13 protein-coding genes are annotated in these 13,750 nt (G+C 37.3%); 5 read left to right on the top strand and 8 right to left on the bottom strand.

Annotation, left to right across the window (positions count from 1 at the left end):
- The first annotated feature begins 523 nt into the window (after window positions 1–523).
- Window positions 524–1,686 (top strand): IS3 family transposase gene (locus AC3ISE_RS22800; protein ID WP_489224456.1). Its coding sequence is split into 2 segments (ribosomal slippage): window positions 524–800 and window positions 800–1,686, totalling 1,164 coding nucleotides; the frame shifts between segments, so codons are not numbered across the junction.
- A gap of 721 nt (window positions 1,687–2,407) precedes the next feature.
- Here the strand turns inward: AC3ISE_RS22800 and AC3ISE_RS22805 are convergent.
- Both AC3ISE_RS22805 and AC3ISE_RS22810 read right to left on the bottom strand, forming a co-directional pair.
- On the bottom strand, window positions 2,408–2,911 hold the full coding sequence (locus tag AC3ISE_RS22805) for a hypothetical protein (RefSeq protein WP_489224457.1): 504 nt from the start codon (window positions 2,909–2,911) through the stop codon (window positions 2,408–2,410).
- 214 nt (window positions 2,912–3,125) lie between these two features.
- On the bottom strand, window positions 3,126–3,569 hold the full coding sequence (locus AC3ISE_RS22810; protein ID WP_489224458.1) for a JAB domain-containing protein: 444 nt from the start codon (window positions 3,567–3,569) through the stop codon (window positions 3,126–3,128).
- Between the two features lie 966 nt (window positions 3,570–4,535).
- On the opposite strand from AC3ISE_RS22810, the gene AC3ISE_RS22815 reads away from it, so the two are divergent.
- Window positions 4,536–4,868, top strand: coding sequence for a YolD-like family protein (locus tag AC3ISE_RS22815; protein WP_489224459.1), 333 nt, complete (start codon window positions 4,536–4,538; stop codon window positions 4,866–4,868).
- A 223-nt stretch (window positions 4,869–5,091) separates the two neighbouring features.
- Here AC3ISE_RS22815 and AC3ISE_RS22820 read toward each other — a convergent pair whose 3' ends face one another.
- Window positions 5,092–5,301, bottom strand: a complete 210-nt coding sequence (locus AC3ISE_RS22820; protein ID WP_489224460.1) for a hypothetical protein — start codon at window positions 5,299–5,301, stop codon at window positions 5,092–5,094.
- Between the two features lie 721 nt (window positions 5,302–6,022).
- On the opposite strand from AC3ISE_RS22820, the gene AC3ISE_RS22825 reads away from it, so the two are divergent.
- Together AC3ISE_RS22825 and AC3ISE_RS22830 are read left to right on the top strand one after the other, a co-directional pair.
- Window positions 6,023–6,535: a hypothetical protein gene (locus AC3ISE_RS22825; protein WP_489224461.1), complete on the top strand. Its 513-nt coding sequence runs from the start codon at window positions 6,023–6,025 to the stop codon at window positions 6,533–6,535.
- 22 nt (window positions 6,536–6,557) lie between these two features.
- On the top strand, window positions 6,558–8,162 hold the full coding sequence (locus AC3ISE_RS22830) for an AlwI family type II restriction endonuclease (RefSeq protein WP_489224462.1): 1,605 nt from the start codon (window positions 6,558–6,560) through the stop codon (window positions 8,160–8,162).
- Between the two features lie 47 nt (window positions 8,163–8,209).
- On the opposite strand, the gene AC3ISE_RS22835 is transcribed toward AC3ISE_RS22830, so the two are convergent.
- The gene (locus AC3ISE_RS22835; RefSeq protein WP_489224463.1) at window positions 8,210–8,632 is read right to left on the bottom strand and encodes a very short patch repair endonuclease; all 423 of its coding nucleotides are present in this window, start codon (window positions 8,630–8,632) and stop codon (window positions 8,210–8,212) included.
- Window positions 8,633–8,851: 219 nt separating this feature from the next.
- Between AC3ISE_RS22835 and AC3ISE_RS22840 the strand changes: the two genes are divergently transcribed.
- Window positions 8,852–10,021, top strand: a complete 1,170-nt coding sequence (locus AC3ISE_RS22840; protein WP_489224464.1) for a DNA cytosine methyltransferase — start codon at window positions 8,852–8,854, stop codon at window positions 10,019–10,021.
- Window positions 10,022–10,143: 122 nt separating this feature from the next.
- Here the strand turns inward: AC3ISE_RS22840 and AC3ISE_RS22845 are convergent, their stop codons facing one another.
- The 4 genes from AC3ISE_RS22845 to AC3ISE_RS22860 all read right to left on the bottom strand — a co-directional run bounded on the left by AC3ISE_RS22845 (window position 10,144) and on the right by AC3ISE_RS22860 (window position 13,693).
- The gene (locus AC3ISE_RS22845) at window positions 10,144–10,767 is read right to left on the bottom strand and encodes a hypothetical protein (RefSeq protein ID WP_489224551.1); all 624 of its coding nucleotides are present in this window, start codon (window positions 10,765–10,767) and stop codon (window positions 10,144–10,146) included.
- Entirely contained in the window at window positions 10,694–11,749 is a 1,056-nt protein-coding gene (locus AC3ISE_RS22850; RefSeq protein WP_489224465.1) for a hypothetical protein, read from the bottom strand. Before AC3ISE_RS22850 ends, AC3ISE_RS22845 begins: the two co-directional genes overlap by 74 nt.
- Window positions 11,750–12,015: 266 nt before the next feature.
- Entirely contained in the window at window positions 12,016–12,579 is a 564-nt protein-coding gene (locus tag AC3ISE_RS22855; protein ID WP_489224466.1) for a recombinase family protein, read from the bottom strand.
- A 505-nt stretch (window positions 12,580–13,084) separates the two neighbouring features.
- Window positions 13,085–13,693, bottom strand: a complete 609-nt coding sequence (locus AC3ISE_RS22860) for a type II toxin-antitoxin system PemK/MazF family toxin (RefSeq protein WP_489224467.1) — start codon at window positions 13,691–13,693, stop codon at window positions 13,085–13,087.
- Between the last annotated feature and the right edge of the window lie 57 nt (window positions 13,694–13,750).

The raw sequence follows: 13,750 nt of genomic DNA on the forward strand, positions 1-13,750 counted from the left end.
TTTGACTGTATTTATACATTAAATTTCTTAAGTAATGGTCATTTTGACATTTATCTAAACTATGAAAATCAGAAATATTTTAAAGTATTCTATTTGATATCTTAACTAGGTAAACAATGTATTTAACGTATACAAAGTAGCGATGTCTTGACTATGAGAAGACATCGAATAGTGTAGGAGATGCTTTTTGGATTATCTCCAAAAGGCACAAGCAGTGATAAAATGATTTAATGGTTAAATAATCGTCTTTTCCAAACGGATAAAACTGTATGATGAAATTGCTTTACAAAAAACCTATGTTTTAGGTGATTTTCATCTTTAGAGTACAAAATCTTTGCTGTACTACTACGTAGGTCTTCTCACCTTAACCAATATGGGGTATTCATAGCTTTTCTCCTTACTTTCAAGTTGAAAACCGAAAAAAAAAGACATCTTGGATAGACTAACCTAAATTAATGAGACACAATAAAACACCTTCGAAATGGTACACTTAAACAAAGTACTAATTCGGAGGTGTTTTTGCATGGGCAAAAACGTATATTCAAAAGAAGTTAAATGGGCAGTAGTTAAAGATAAAATGAGTGGTCAGTTGACAAACCAAGAAATCATGGAGAAGTATGGGATTAAAAATGTTTCTCAAATCAAAACGTGGATGAAATGGTATCGTGAAAATCAAGTCCATCGATTTGACCAACCGATTGGAAAACAATATTCGTATGGACATGGGCCTGATAGTTCAAGTGAAGAAGAGAAAAAAGAACATCAAATGAATCACTTAAGACAGGAGAATGAAATCTTAAAAAAGTATTTGGAGATCGAAAAGGAGCTGAAAAAGAAATCGTCCTCCAACTAGTACAGACATTACGAAAAAAATATACAGTATCAGCTATTTTAGCTGCTTTAAATGTACCCAGATCTACTTATTATCGCTGGGCATCTTTACAACCAATAGAGTTGTCTAGGGAAGAACAATCCATTATCCTCCTCTGTAAAAAAACAAAGTACCGATATGGCCACCGTAAAATCAAAGAGCTGTTAAAGCGTAAATATCATATCAAATTAAACCGTAATACTGTTCAACGGATTATGCAGAAATATCATCTTCAATGTAGAGTAAAGGCAAAGAGAAAGTGGAAGTCTCAAGGGGAATCCGTTATTGTCGCTCCTAACTTATTAATGAGGGATTTTACTGCGAGCCAACCTAACCAAAAATGGGTGACGGATATTACCTACATCCAATATGGTCCAGACACCTTATATTTATCAACTATCATGGATTTATTTAATAATGAAATCGTTGCTTACAAGCTTTATACTCACCAACAAGTCCCTTTAGTCATTGATACCTTGAGTGAAGGGCTCGAAAAACGAGGAAACCCTAAAGGAGTGATCATCCACTCGGATCAAGGCAGCGTGTATTCTTCTTATGCATATCAAAATCGGATAAAAGAAAAGAATCTAGTCAGTAGTATGTCACGCAGGGGTAATTGTTGGGATAACGCGGTCATTGAATCTTTTCATTCTAACCTGAAATCAGAGGAGTTTCAGTATGTTAAATTCAATTCTCTATCCCAAGAAGAAGTAAGGGAACGTGTAGATCAATTCATGAAGTATTATAATGAAGAGCGTATACAAGAAAAATTAGGCTACCACACACCAATAGAGTTTGGTGGCATGGCAGCCTAAGAAGGTGTTTTATTACTGTCTCATACGACTAGGGCAGTCTAGGAAGAAGTCTTTTTTCTCTTGATTTTTGTCTATTTTAGTATCAAATTAAAAAGCCCTGTTATGTACCCGCAGGATAAATCGCTCCAACAGGCTGCTGAAAGGTTAGCTCGGATTTCGTACTTGTACGATTCAGAGCGCAAAAGGGTGGAAAAACACAAAATAAAAAGCAGCCGATTGGCTGCTCTCATGTTTGGCTTTATTCTTTTGTTTTTCTGATTGTGATCTTCAGAGTCGTTCACTCGTGAAGAAAGGCAATGGAACAAACAGCCTGTTGAATGATGGCCATCATTCTTACAGACTGTTGTTCGCTTGGATTTTAGAGGGAAGCGAGATGCCATAGAGGGTTAGGATGCGTTTTTTGCAGCCTTACCCTCTATGAGCAGACCCTTTAGGGCTCCCCAAATTGTACGGCCTTATCGTAATTGATGTAATCTCCTTGGTCTAAGTCCTTACCCTCTTTATTTCTGCAGTAAAAAAGCCAGCTTCTCGTGAGTCCTGGTTAATATGCCACATCAATAAGAACACGGCATAACTACCTTTTGCCATGATCTTTCTACGGTTCAGAAACAGGCATTCCTTTTAGGTGCCTTTTCAAGACACTCAACCCACTTCCTGAATCTTCTCACGGTTCCATCGTAGTCAATTAACTTCCCTTTCCTCAAAATCCTTTTCCTTACAATCAATCCGTTTTCAAACGGCTTTTTTCTTGTTCACAAAATTTCTCAACCGAGGCCCTTCTCCAATAGACGGTTCCAGCTAGTTCCAAATCAGGTTCTGGTATCTTGCCCCGGTGATAGTACACATTCAATTTCCGTTTATCATAATTCAATCCATTCTCTTTTAAATAATCGGCAAATTGTTTTTGTGAAAAAAAGCCCTTGCTGCCTTTCCGAACAAATGAAAGAGCTGGCTTTTTAATCAAAAAGGTATCTTCTCTGAAAAAGAGAGCCATTAATTCTAATGCCAGTTCCAGCCAGTCATCGTCTAAATGGTGATACAACGATCCAATGGTAAAGTCTTGGTGTTCAGGATCTTCAAAAAACCAAGCTAATCTCAAAAAAGTGCCTTCTACAGGATTTAACCCTTCCATTGCTTCTTCTGCTGATAAAACGTTCTTATAAGCATTCATTTTCCCTTTAAATACAGGGAACGTCTCAAGAATACGCCCAGTTGATTGTTTCATGCCACTACCTCCCGTTGACTTAGTCAACACCATTATATGATTCGCCATTGACTTATTCAACAAACTAAGTCTTTCAGTTATCAGCCTCTTTTTTTTATGCTGCAGCAACGTGAAGCGTTGCATGCAGCTCGACTTAAAGGGAGCTCGATGCCCCTTTAAGTCGACATATACAAAAATAAAAAAGAAAGAAGAGGAGTAACCTCCTCTTCCAGTCTTAGACGTATCCTTTTTCTTTCATGCTGTAGTAATCTGCACTCGCATTGACGATGATGTGATCCAGTACCTCTATTCCGAGAATCTTCCCGCATTCCACCAACCGTTTTGTGACATCCATATCTTCTCTTGACGGGTGTATGTCCTGTGAGGGGTGCTGGTGACTGACAATGATGGACGCGGTATTGTTCAGGATGGCTGACTTGAACACTTCCCTCGGCATCACAAGACTGGCATTCAACCCTCCGACATGACAGCGATGGACCGCTACAACTCTGTTTTTCGTATTCAGGCACATGACGAAGAATACCTCGCGATCTTCATCTCCAATAAATGTTGATGCGATATTCGCCCCGTCTTGAGGAGAACGTACGATATACGTCTCTCCACCTTCCACCTCTTGAATGACTTGTTTAATGCGTTGAATTTCGTAAACTGTTTTCATGTCTAACACTTCCTTTCTTTGTTTGAGGAGGAAGCAAGGAGGGGCGCAAACCGTGTGAAGGGTTCGCGTACGTTAGACGCGAACGTGCCAGCCGGGCATAGGCAACGGGTCTGCTTTTGCCCGTTGTCGTTCAAAATCGAGTGAAGCCCAATGACTTAGGGGCAGTTAGGAAGGATTCCTTACTGCTCCTTAGCCGACTTGGCTTTGCCGATTTTGTTTGCCTGGCGCCAGCCCTTCACTCGGTCATAAGCCCACTCGTTACAATTGAGAGAACAAAGAAGGCCCCCTATGGCCTGTGCGTGGCGTTTCATCAGATCGAAGATCTGATAACGCCTAATCGCGAAGGGCTCGATGACCGGTAGCGATTAACCTCACAAACGGTAAGAGAAAAAATAGCTCTTGGATCTTTTAGATTCGTCAAGAATTGAAAAGGACAATAAGAGCGTGTGATGTCATACGCTCCGCGTAGATATCACCGGATTGATGGGGTTCGATGCCCTAACCAATCCGAACCTTTAATAAATTAGGAGGAAAGCGAAGCGAACGACCCGATTCTTGGCTTCAGACAAGAATTACCCATTTCTACTTCGAACAGCTCAAACGTTTTCTTCTTTTCACTTAAAAGATAGCTTAATCGTGAGGAAAGGGAAAATCAGCAAAATATGTTTTTCCAGAAGATTTATCGATCAATAACCAGGATATCCTCTAGAGATATGCCCCTTTTCCGAGATGAAAATGATCAGAAAAAGCCCTTTTTATCGTTTTAAATGGTTTTTTGTGATTTTTATTACTAAGGAAACAAAGAGGGGGACCATTCATAATGATTACACCTGTCTACTATTTAAATTTTGAAGAAGAAAAATCAGCCTAAAGGCTGTACATATATAAGGCGCGCTCCCTTAAAGCACCTTGATTATCAGAACGTATGTTTGTATAATGGTTAAATTGAAAGGTGGAGATGATCCTATGTTAAGAGACCGAGGTAAAAACAAAAAGTGGCAAGGTTTCTTTATGACGGAGCATGTAAAGATGCTCTGGGATATGGATGAGGATTATCATCGAACGGCTAGACCACAATTAGACGAGGGACAGATAGAAGACTTAGAACGACTTCTATCGGATAGCTTACAAAATAAGATTTTACTAGAAATCATCACATGGAAAAAAGGGTACTTCACTTCGAGGATTGGAACGGTTACAAAGATTGATCGGTATGCAAAGAAAGTGATGATTCAAGATGAGTTAGATGCTGAGATAAGGCTGAACTTCTTTGATATTGTGGATGTCAAATTGAAATAGTTTTATTTAATAAAAATGATTTGCAAGAATCGTTTGATCCATTAATTTCTTTGGTGTTCTTGTCTTAGAATTTTAAGGGTTTAAAGCACTTAGAGCAGGCTCGATGCATGCTTTCATAAATAAAAAACTTCAGTTTTTTTACCATTCGTATACTGAACAGCTATTTTTCCAGCTGTTCAGCTTTTCAAAGATGAGAAGTAATCATTTTTCATTTCTTAGCTTTTCAGTCTGCACTATATTCAAGTTCCTCTTTAGCTTCTTTTAGTGTTTTAGCTACATATGGCACTTCGTAAGCACTAATGTCTTGTACATCCTCATGAAGCAGAACAAATCGTTCCGTTAACTCATCTTTTCCGTCATAATGTTCTGGGGGAACAAGTTCTTTCTTTTCATAGAACCAATTGTGGATTAAATACATTTTTTTAATAATCATTGAAATCTCTCCTCTATTAATGATTTTATTTGAAACGGTTTATGGATTTTTTCCCTTTTGACTTTCGAGCGATTACTTCCCCTAAAGGGGATGATTTTTCCCTTTTTGCAAGTAGAACGGACAATAAACATAGGCAGGTGGTCAAGGGATTAGCACAAAAAAGTTTTTGGATGTGCGTAGCGTTACACCAAAAAGTTTTTTTGCCCCTTGAACAGATGACTATCCGACTTTGCTTGCAGGCGGAAAGGGTAGGGTGTCCTGCCGGCTGGAAGTTTAGTCGGATTGTTTAATTGTACGCTTCGCAAGGCAAAAGGGAAACTATCATAATGGCAACCGCTAGGATGCCTACCTTATAGCTCTAGTGGTTTATAATTTTAGAGTCGTTTACTCGTTAAGACATCCAATGGAACAAACAGGATGTGGCTTCGTCGCACGGTTTTGGCGATGAGGGCTTACATAGTGTTGTTCGCTTGGATTTTAGAGGAAAGCGAGATGCCATAGAGCATTAGCCAGCGTTTTTTGCTGGGTTAGGCCCTATGAGCAGACCCTTGCGGCGCCACAAATAGCATTTTAAACATTGTGCTGGCTAATAATAAATTGATTTTAATTGAACCGATCAACTGGATATATTCTCACTTTAGATTTTGTTAAAAATCTTATTTCTGTCAGTATATTTTAAAAAATATTATAAAACCACCAAATCACCTTTAAAGATGATTTGGTGGTTCGTGTTTTATTTTATACTGAATACAGGTCAAATTTACCAGAAAGGATGATCTCCATCGAAATTTCTTCACTTCAAAGATTATTGCGTAAAGCTCTTCTTTACCAGCTCATGATTAATATTAATGAAATAATTTCCACAACGGGACTTTCGCATCAAGAAATCAGTTCTCAAACAGGCAGGACAGGAAACTGGCTTAATGACGCATACAACAACAATGAAGATATAAAGTTGTCTTCATTGTCAAAAGTCCTTGCAGTTATCAGTAAAGAAGCTAGCCTTGCACAATATCAACTTACTGATCTTTTTGACGAAAAAGTTATAAAAATTACCCGTATCTTAAATAGTCTTGCAGATGAAGAAAACGCTTCGCTTACCTGCTTTGTTTTATCAGAAAAAGAACTTTTCAGTGACCTAATGGCAGACTGGGGTTCCCTGAATGAGAAAAAAAAGCTGTCTGATGAAGAAAAACTGCAATATATTGAGCTTCAAGCCTTGCTTTCCAAATAATCCATGTGGGGGAACTATAAAAATGCCTGAAAGAAAAGTATGGTTTATTACACGTCCTGAACGGGACCCGAGATTTCATGTTGATGCACTTCGCGCTCTTCAAATATCAACTAATAATTTTGCTGAAACCTGGTCAAGAAACAGAATAGCGCACAAGCGCTATGAAGAAGTTTTGGCTGCTGAAGAACTCAAAAGGGACAGTATCAGTGCGGACGGTTCAGGTGGAAGAACCTGGGCAGCGATGCTTCGGACGTTTGGATATGTATATACGACATCTTCCGGTAAGCTATCTCTTACAAAAGTTGGCTCTTCCTTATTGGCAGGGAAAAAAATCCGTGAAAATACATCAAAACAAATCCTTACGCTTCAGATCCCAAATGCGTACTTCTTAGAAAGTGGTTTCCGTCCAAAGTTTGAAGAAGGCTTTCAAATACGCCCTGCTCGCTTTCTAATAAAACTCGTCAACCAGAAGGAGCTCAATTATTTTATAACTAAGGAAGAAATCACTTTTTTTGCCCTGACAGCGCAAAGAGATACTGAATTAAGTGCAGTCACAGAAAGAATTGTATCGTACAGGAATGCATCTGACGATCAAAAAACTGAAATGAAGAAGGATATTGCAACGCTTTTCGATCATCGGGAACGGTCGGATAATGGGGCACGAGATTTTTCATCTGCACACGGAGATGTTGCCCATACCTTCATGATGCTCTGTGATTATACAGGACTTGCAGAATATGTTAGAGGGCATTTTCTAAGAGTACCGTCTGAAAAGCACCAGTCGACAACTAGTGAATTATCTGAATTGGAAGCACGCTATCCCTTTAACAAACGCTATTTGATTTCACTTGAGCGTTTTTCAGAAAATGCAGGGCTTGATGTGGACAGCTACAAAGCAAGTGCCTTTGGAGCAATAGGTCCCGCATCCAATCAGAAGAAAGTCATAAAGAAGGTCCACGGCCTCTTAGCTTCCTATCCATCACTTCAAGAACTCTCTACAGAACAGATAATAGGAATATTGCAACAAGAACTTTCACAAAGTGACGCTGAAAAGTTTGCATCAGCACTTAAAGAATATCGCTACACCTCACTAAATGAAGATTTTGTTGAATCTTACTTGTTTGAAGAGAATGATTTAATATTTGAAGAAAAAACCGCAAAAATTTTAGAGGCCATTGGATTTGAAGTCGACTTGAGACCAAAACCTTTAATAAAAGATGTTCGCACGGAGATTGAGATTTTGTTGCATGTCGATGATGAAACAATCTGTATTATAGATGCTAAAAACTATAGAAAAAAGTTCGCATTATCTGCGAATCTCGCCTCTCATATGGGATCGGAGTACATTCCAAACTACAATGGATATAGTGGGAAATCCGTTGGCTACTATGGATACGTTACAGCAAGCGACTGGGGCGGTGAACGAAATTTAGACAAGATTAACACAAAAGCCAATTCCATAATTTCTGGATTAAACCCAAAGGGAGCCATTATTTCAGCTAACGCCTTATTAGGATTTCTCGATTATTGTTTGGATAACGAGTTAACACTGGATCAGAGAAAACAGGCATTTATCTCCTGTTTTACGAACAAAGGCTACAGCAACGTATCCGAAATGGTTCAATAATCATTCTTATTCTGGATTCTAATCGGAATTCCAAGGAGACATCTGCATCAGCTGTCTCCTTTTTTAGCAGCATCAATAAAATTAATCAGTTCATGGATAACCTCGTTAAAATCCTCTTTTATTTCATGTTCCCAAACTCTTTTGATATGCCAATTCGCTCTTATGTAATACTCATTAACCTCTTGATCCCGGCTTTTATTTCTCGCCAGCTTTTGGTCCCAGTAATCCTGATTGCTTTTTGGCCTGTTTCCATGAATATTGCAGGCATGCCAGAAACAAGAATCTATAAAAATAACTGTCTTATATTTTTTTATTGATATATCTGGCTTGCCAAGCAAGGATTTATCGTTTTTTCTAAACCTCAGACCTCTTCTCCAAAGCTCTCTCGAAACGTGATTCTCAAGCTTTGACTGAGAACGAATAGCCTGCATATTCCTTTTACGCTGCTCTTTCGTTATTTTCTCTCCCACAGAACCCCCTCCCTTTCTTCACCTTTTCCCTTTCAATGAGGACTTGCAGCGTCCTTTTAACCAATAATCTTCCTTAATTTTATTGCACAGTCTATAAAGTTATTTTTATTGAGCAAATGGGCTGCTTTTTTCTGAATAAAAGTGTACAATTAGTTGCATAGCAGTATGCCAGAACATACTTTCGATTTAATAAAATACTGCAAAGGAGAGATGTTCAGTATGATTTTTAAAAAAGGGGAACTTTTTAACGGACCGGGCGGTTTAAGCTTAGCCGCAAAAAGTGCAAAATTCATTCATCCCGATACTGGTGAAGAATGGGGCATCGAGCACCTCTGGTCAAATGATTACGATTCTACGGCATGCGCCACATATAGACTAAACATCTGCGGAAATCCTGATGACCCGTCCGTACACTGCGGGCCGGTAGAAGACTTGCCAATTGGGGATAAATCCATTCTTGGAGAGATAGACTGTTTCGCTTTTGGCTTCCCCTGCAACGATTACAGTCAGGTGGGAGAAAAGCACGGATTAGACGGTAAATATGGACCTCTGTATTCATATGGTGTGAAAGTGCTAAAAGACTATCAGCCAAAATTCTTCGTAGCAGAAAATGTAGGCGGTCTTCAAAGTGCAAACGAAGGACAAGCTTTCATTCAGATTTTGACTGAACTAGAAGAATGCGGATATAAATTAACCCCTCATTTGTACAAATTTCAAGAATACGGAGTGCCGCAAGCGCGACATCGTATTATTATTGTAGGGATTAGAAACGATCTCTCCGAACAGGGTATTGAATTTAGAGTACCGGCACCAACAACATTTGCTTCTACTGAATATAAAACGTCACGTGAAGCAATCACAACTCCGCCGATTCCCGAAGATGCACCAAACAACGAACTTCCAAGACACACGGCAAAGGTTAAGGAAATGCTCAGCTATATTCCGCCAGGCAGCAATGCATGGTACCCAGGAATTCCAGAGCATCTTCAGCTAAAAGTCAAAGGTGCAAGAATGAGCTCTATCTACAAACGTTTGGATCCGTCAAAGCCAGCATACACGGTAACAGGCAGTGGCGGCGGCGGTACTCATATGTATCACTGGGATGAACTAAGAGCTTTGACTAATCGTGAACGGGCACGCCTCCAAACATTCCCGGATCATTTTGAGTTTGTTGGAAGCAAAGAAGCTGTACGGCGACAAATTGGAATGGCTGTCCCTCCACTGGGAGCTCAAATTGTATTTGAAGCCATTCTTAAGTCATTTGCAGGAATCGCATACGAATATGTTATGCCGGCACCTAAACTTCAGCTGGAAAACCTAAGAGGTAAGCAAAAAATTACATTTGAAGAGATTTCACCTGCAGAGAAACAAGCCGCATTTAATTTATAAATTTCCCAAAAGAGAGTTTTCTAAGCTCTCTTTTTTGTATTTAATCTGTTTTAGGCCATTAATAAAATTAGGCTTTAAACATTAAATCAAAGGGGTTAGATAAGCACCCATTTAATTGGATGCTATTTACTACTTTTGGTGGAAACTAATATAAATTTATAAATTAACATAACGTTTCTAAGGAATACAGTGAATGTGTGTAATATTAGTGATAACAGAACAATGAAAAACGCAAAGAAAATAATTTCTTTTATTAAATGATACATATTATTCAAGTATTTAAAATTTAGTATTCCCTCTAGCACAATATTGTAAATGACACCAAACATTAGTATACCGGTCTGAATAAAAACACAGTATACAAACGAAGATATCAATTGTTTTAAAACAAAGTCCTTTTCATTCTCTGGCACCTTTGTAAAAATACTTTTGTCTTTATTAAAATTTGCAATTAAGGTTAAACAGGTCATATTAAAACCGGTTTGAATAGCTACCATTGGAGCAATTTGTGTATTAATTTCTTTAATTTTTATTAATCCATCAGTTATCGATAAATTAGAAAGCCAAATTATAAAGATTGCAACTATGGATATTGATAATGGCATTAATATCTCATTGAGTAATCTATGTTTATTAAAGCCACTTAAATAAAATTGCCACACAAGAAGTGAATTACGAGGTTCTTTGTTCTCCTGTTTTATCCTTGTTGGTTTCTGATACTTTCTTTTGAATGGCATTCTGAACATCACTATTCTCACCTACCGAGATGGATTTGGGTGTAGGTTTTTTCCCAGCTAGGGGATTATTTTTAGATATAATCTTTTCCATTTCGTTAAAAATCCCTTGCATTGATGGTTCACCATTACTATTATGATCAACAGAAATATAAAAATCCCTTGTAATAGTGTCAGGACTAATCTTCTTTTGTTTACCGTTTTCCAAAACACCTTCAATTGAATACGAATCATACTTTTGTTGCTCAATAATTGATTCAAAATATTTCTCGAATATTCTCACCATTGATTTTCCTGTTTTATTTTTAATTTTTATCTCCATATCATATTCATCTATCCCATTATCCTCTAATTCTTGGTCTAACCTTTTACTAACATCAATTTTGCCTTTTTCAGTCGTACTATCCAATGTAAGCGTAGCTGATTTAATCTTTTGAAATTCCTTTAATTTTTCTAGAAAATTTATTGGTTTTAAATTTATTAAGCGATAGCAAGACCTTTTATGTATTACCAAGGGCTGTGCTTTGTTTAATTTATTGTACTCCTCAATATATGGATAGATTAAATCCTTATGGTAGTATAAGAACGTATGAAGTAATTTTCTTGAAAATACCTTGTTGAAATCTTCTTGAACTAACAAAAGCCCTGTTCTACGATCAATCATAAAAAAGACTACATTTTCTACACCATGGTGTTTTTCAATTACTCCAACTTCATCCTGGGTATTAATATCAATTTGCGTCTGCCTTTTACCATGTCTAGCTGTAATAAAATAGCCTTCTACTATGTTTGCATCGTTTGATTGTTTAAATTCACCTAGATTAATACTGACAGTGTCATTATTATATTTTCTTTTTGATTTATCCAATTTAATAATAGTATTAAATAGTGTATCGATAAGTTCGAAATCATAAACATGCTCGAACTGTTTATCCCCAGCAAACTTTGGTGTGCTAAATTCAAATCCTTTAATTGTTATACTTTTAAATGTCATTATTCCCACTCCTTTTGCCTTGTAAAATTCGACAAAAAGTGATTTTCTCCTTCAAAAGTATCATTTTAATAAAATCCTCTTATTATTGTTATTTGCCTTTCGATTCATGGACATCTCTAAATGTTTTCATACCAAGGGTACTAATATCTTCGGATATATTGTAATCTGACCCAACTATTGAAAAACAAAGAGGAGCAATACCTATCAGGTAAAATCTAATACGACATTGCTTCACCCATTTAAGCAACTAATTCTTCTATGGACATCTAAACTAGTTTAGTTTTATCATTATTAATAGCTCTATATAAGGTAGATCCTGAAACACCAGTAGCCTCCTCAATTTCCCGAATGGACATGGATTTAGATTTATAAAGGGCTAAAGCATGATTTAACTTCTTCTCATTAACTTTTGGTCTCCCTCCCTTTCGGCCCCTAGCTCTTGCTGATTGTAATCCAGCCATCGTTCTTTCACGAATAATATCTCTTTCAAATTCAGCTAGTACAGACAGCATTCCGAACATAGCCTTCCCAGCTGCTGTTCCAGTGTCCAGATTATCTTGGATACTGATAAATTCAACTTTCTTTTCTTTAAGGAGATCGGAAATATCAATCAATCGTTTAGTAGATCTGGCCAAGCGATCCAATTTATAGACTACAAGTGTATCTCCTGCTCTTAAATTTCGAAGCGCTAGTTCAAGTTCCTTTCGGTCATCTTTTTCTCCTGACTGTTTTTCTTGAAAAATCTCTTCACAGCCAAACTCCTTCAATGCATCCAGCTGCAGGTCCAATGACTGATCTGCAGTACTAACACGTGCATAACCTATTTTCATAAATAATCCACCCCTCAATAAAAAGCTTTGCTTTAATTTTATCAAAAAAGTACGTATTTAGGATTTAGATTTTGAAATAAGTTTTGACATTGATAAAGATAAAAAAAAGGCCAATTTCAGGCCTCGTTCCGACACCTCCAAAAACCATCGTTATTGATAACAATAGCAAATAAGTGGTACGAAAATCTAATTCACCTCAAAAACACACTTTTTCAACATTAAAATAGTTTTACTCCATAAACACGACCTATAATGCAAATAACTGCTATACAATACTTAGCTTATGTAATTCACGAGACAACGTAAAAAGCCACCCCGAAGAGTGACTTTTCCTTTTAACCATGATGTCATGGTAAGTTGCAAATTTTTTGTGGCCGCATATTAAGCATCTCTGCTTAAAAGGGCATTATTATTATTGTCTCTTATAACAATATTATACGAAGTTGCCGATGAATATGATTGTATTATAAGCTGATTTAAAAAGCAAGAACAAAATCTTACTGGATTAAGTATTTTGTTGATCTATTTTAATATTGGTATACATTTTCATTACTCTTTCATCAATAATGTCCATTTGTTCATCGGTTAATTTGAACGCTGGTTCGCTGGCTTTCTTAGGATTGAAGATTCTTATCTTACTTATAGGCCTCATTTGATTAGTTATAGCAAACGATTCTTTGTCATTTAAACCAGGGATTTTTCCTAAATATAGCTCTTCGGAATGTAAATCGCTTTCTGTTTGTCCCTCTTTTAAAGATGAAAGAGGAATTACATTTATCATTGGATTACTTTTGCCGTCTTTCTTCACAACGACAGCGTAATGTAAGCCTCCGTATTCAGCACCTACATTAAATCCAAAGTGCGCGAAAACAATATCACCACGTTTGTATTTCTTTAACCTTGTCGAATCAAACTTGGTTTCCCACAAAAGATATTGATTTTGCGTCTGCAGCCAATCTAAGAATATTGACCCTCTCTTTTCGTCCATTTGTTCTACTATGAGACGTAGATCATTTAAGACAGTCTGTGTTCTCTTTTTTAATCCAGGATCTTGTCCGACTTTCTTCGGTGCTGAAACTGGTGGTGTTTTAACCTGATTTTTATTTTCGCTCATATTTCCTCCCCTATCGACCCTTATTCATTTTACAACTTTTGTAACAGGAGAGGAAGA

It is taken from the genome of Metabacillus sp. KH_069, from assembly GCF_057838075.1.

Coding starts and splice junctions, on each gene's coding strand:
- AC3ISE_RS22810 (WP_489224458.1), bottom strand. CDS start 3,569: ATGAAAACAGTTTACGAAATTCAACGCATTAAACAAGTCATTCAAGAG.
- AC3ISE_RS22845 (WP_489224551.1), bottom strand. CDS start 10,767: ATGTTCAGAATGCCATTCAAAAGAAAGTATCAGAAACCAACAAGGATA.
- AC3ISE_RS22840 (WP_489224464.1), top strand. CDS start 8,852: ATGATTTTTAAAAAAGGGGAACTTTTTAACGGACCGGGCGGTTTAAGC.
- AC3ISE_RS22815 (WP_489224459.1), top strand. CDS start 4,536: ATGTTAAGAGACCGAGGTAAAAACAAAAAGTGGCAAGGTTTCTTTATG.
- AC3ISE_RS22805 (WP_489224457.1), bottom strand. CDS start 2,911: ATGAAACAATCAACTGGGCGTATTCTTGAGACGTTCCCTGTATTTAAA.
- AC3ISE_RS22855 (WP_489224466.1), bottom strand. CDS start 12,579: ATGAAAATAGGTTATGCACGTGTTAGTACTGCAGATCAGTCATTGGAC.
- AC3ISE_RS22850 (WP_489224465.1), bottom strand. CDS start 11,749: ATGACATTTAAAAGTATAACAATTAAAGGATTTGAATTTAGCACACCA.
- AC3ISE_RS22820 (WP_489224460.1), bottom strand. CDS start 5,301: ATGATTATTAAAAAAATGTATTTAATCCACAATTGGTTCTATGAAAAG.
- AC3ISE_RS22830 (WP_489224462.1), top strand. CDS start 6,558: ATGCCTGAAAGAAAAGTATGGTTTATTACACGTCCTGAACGGGACCCG.
- AC3ISE_RS22860 (WP_489224467.1), bottom strand. CDS start 13,693: ATGAGCGAAAATAAAAATCAGGTTAAAACACCACCAGTTTCAGCACCG.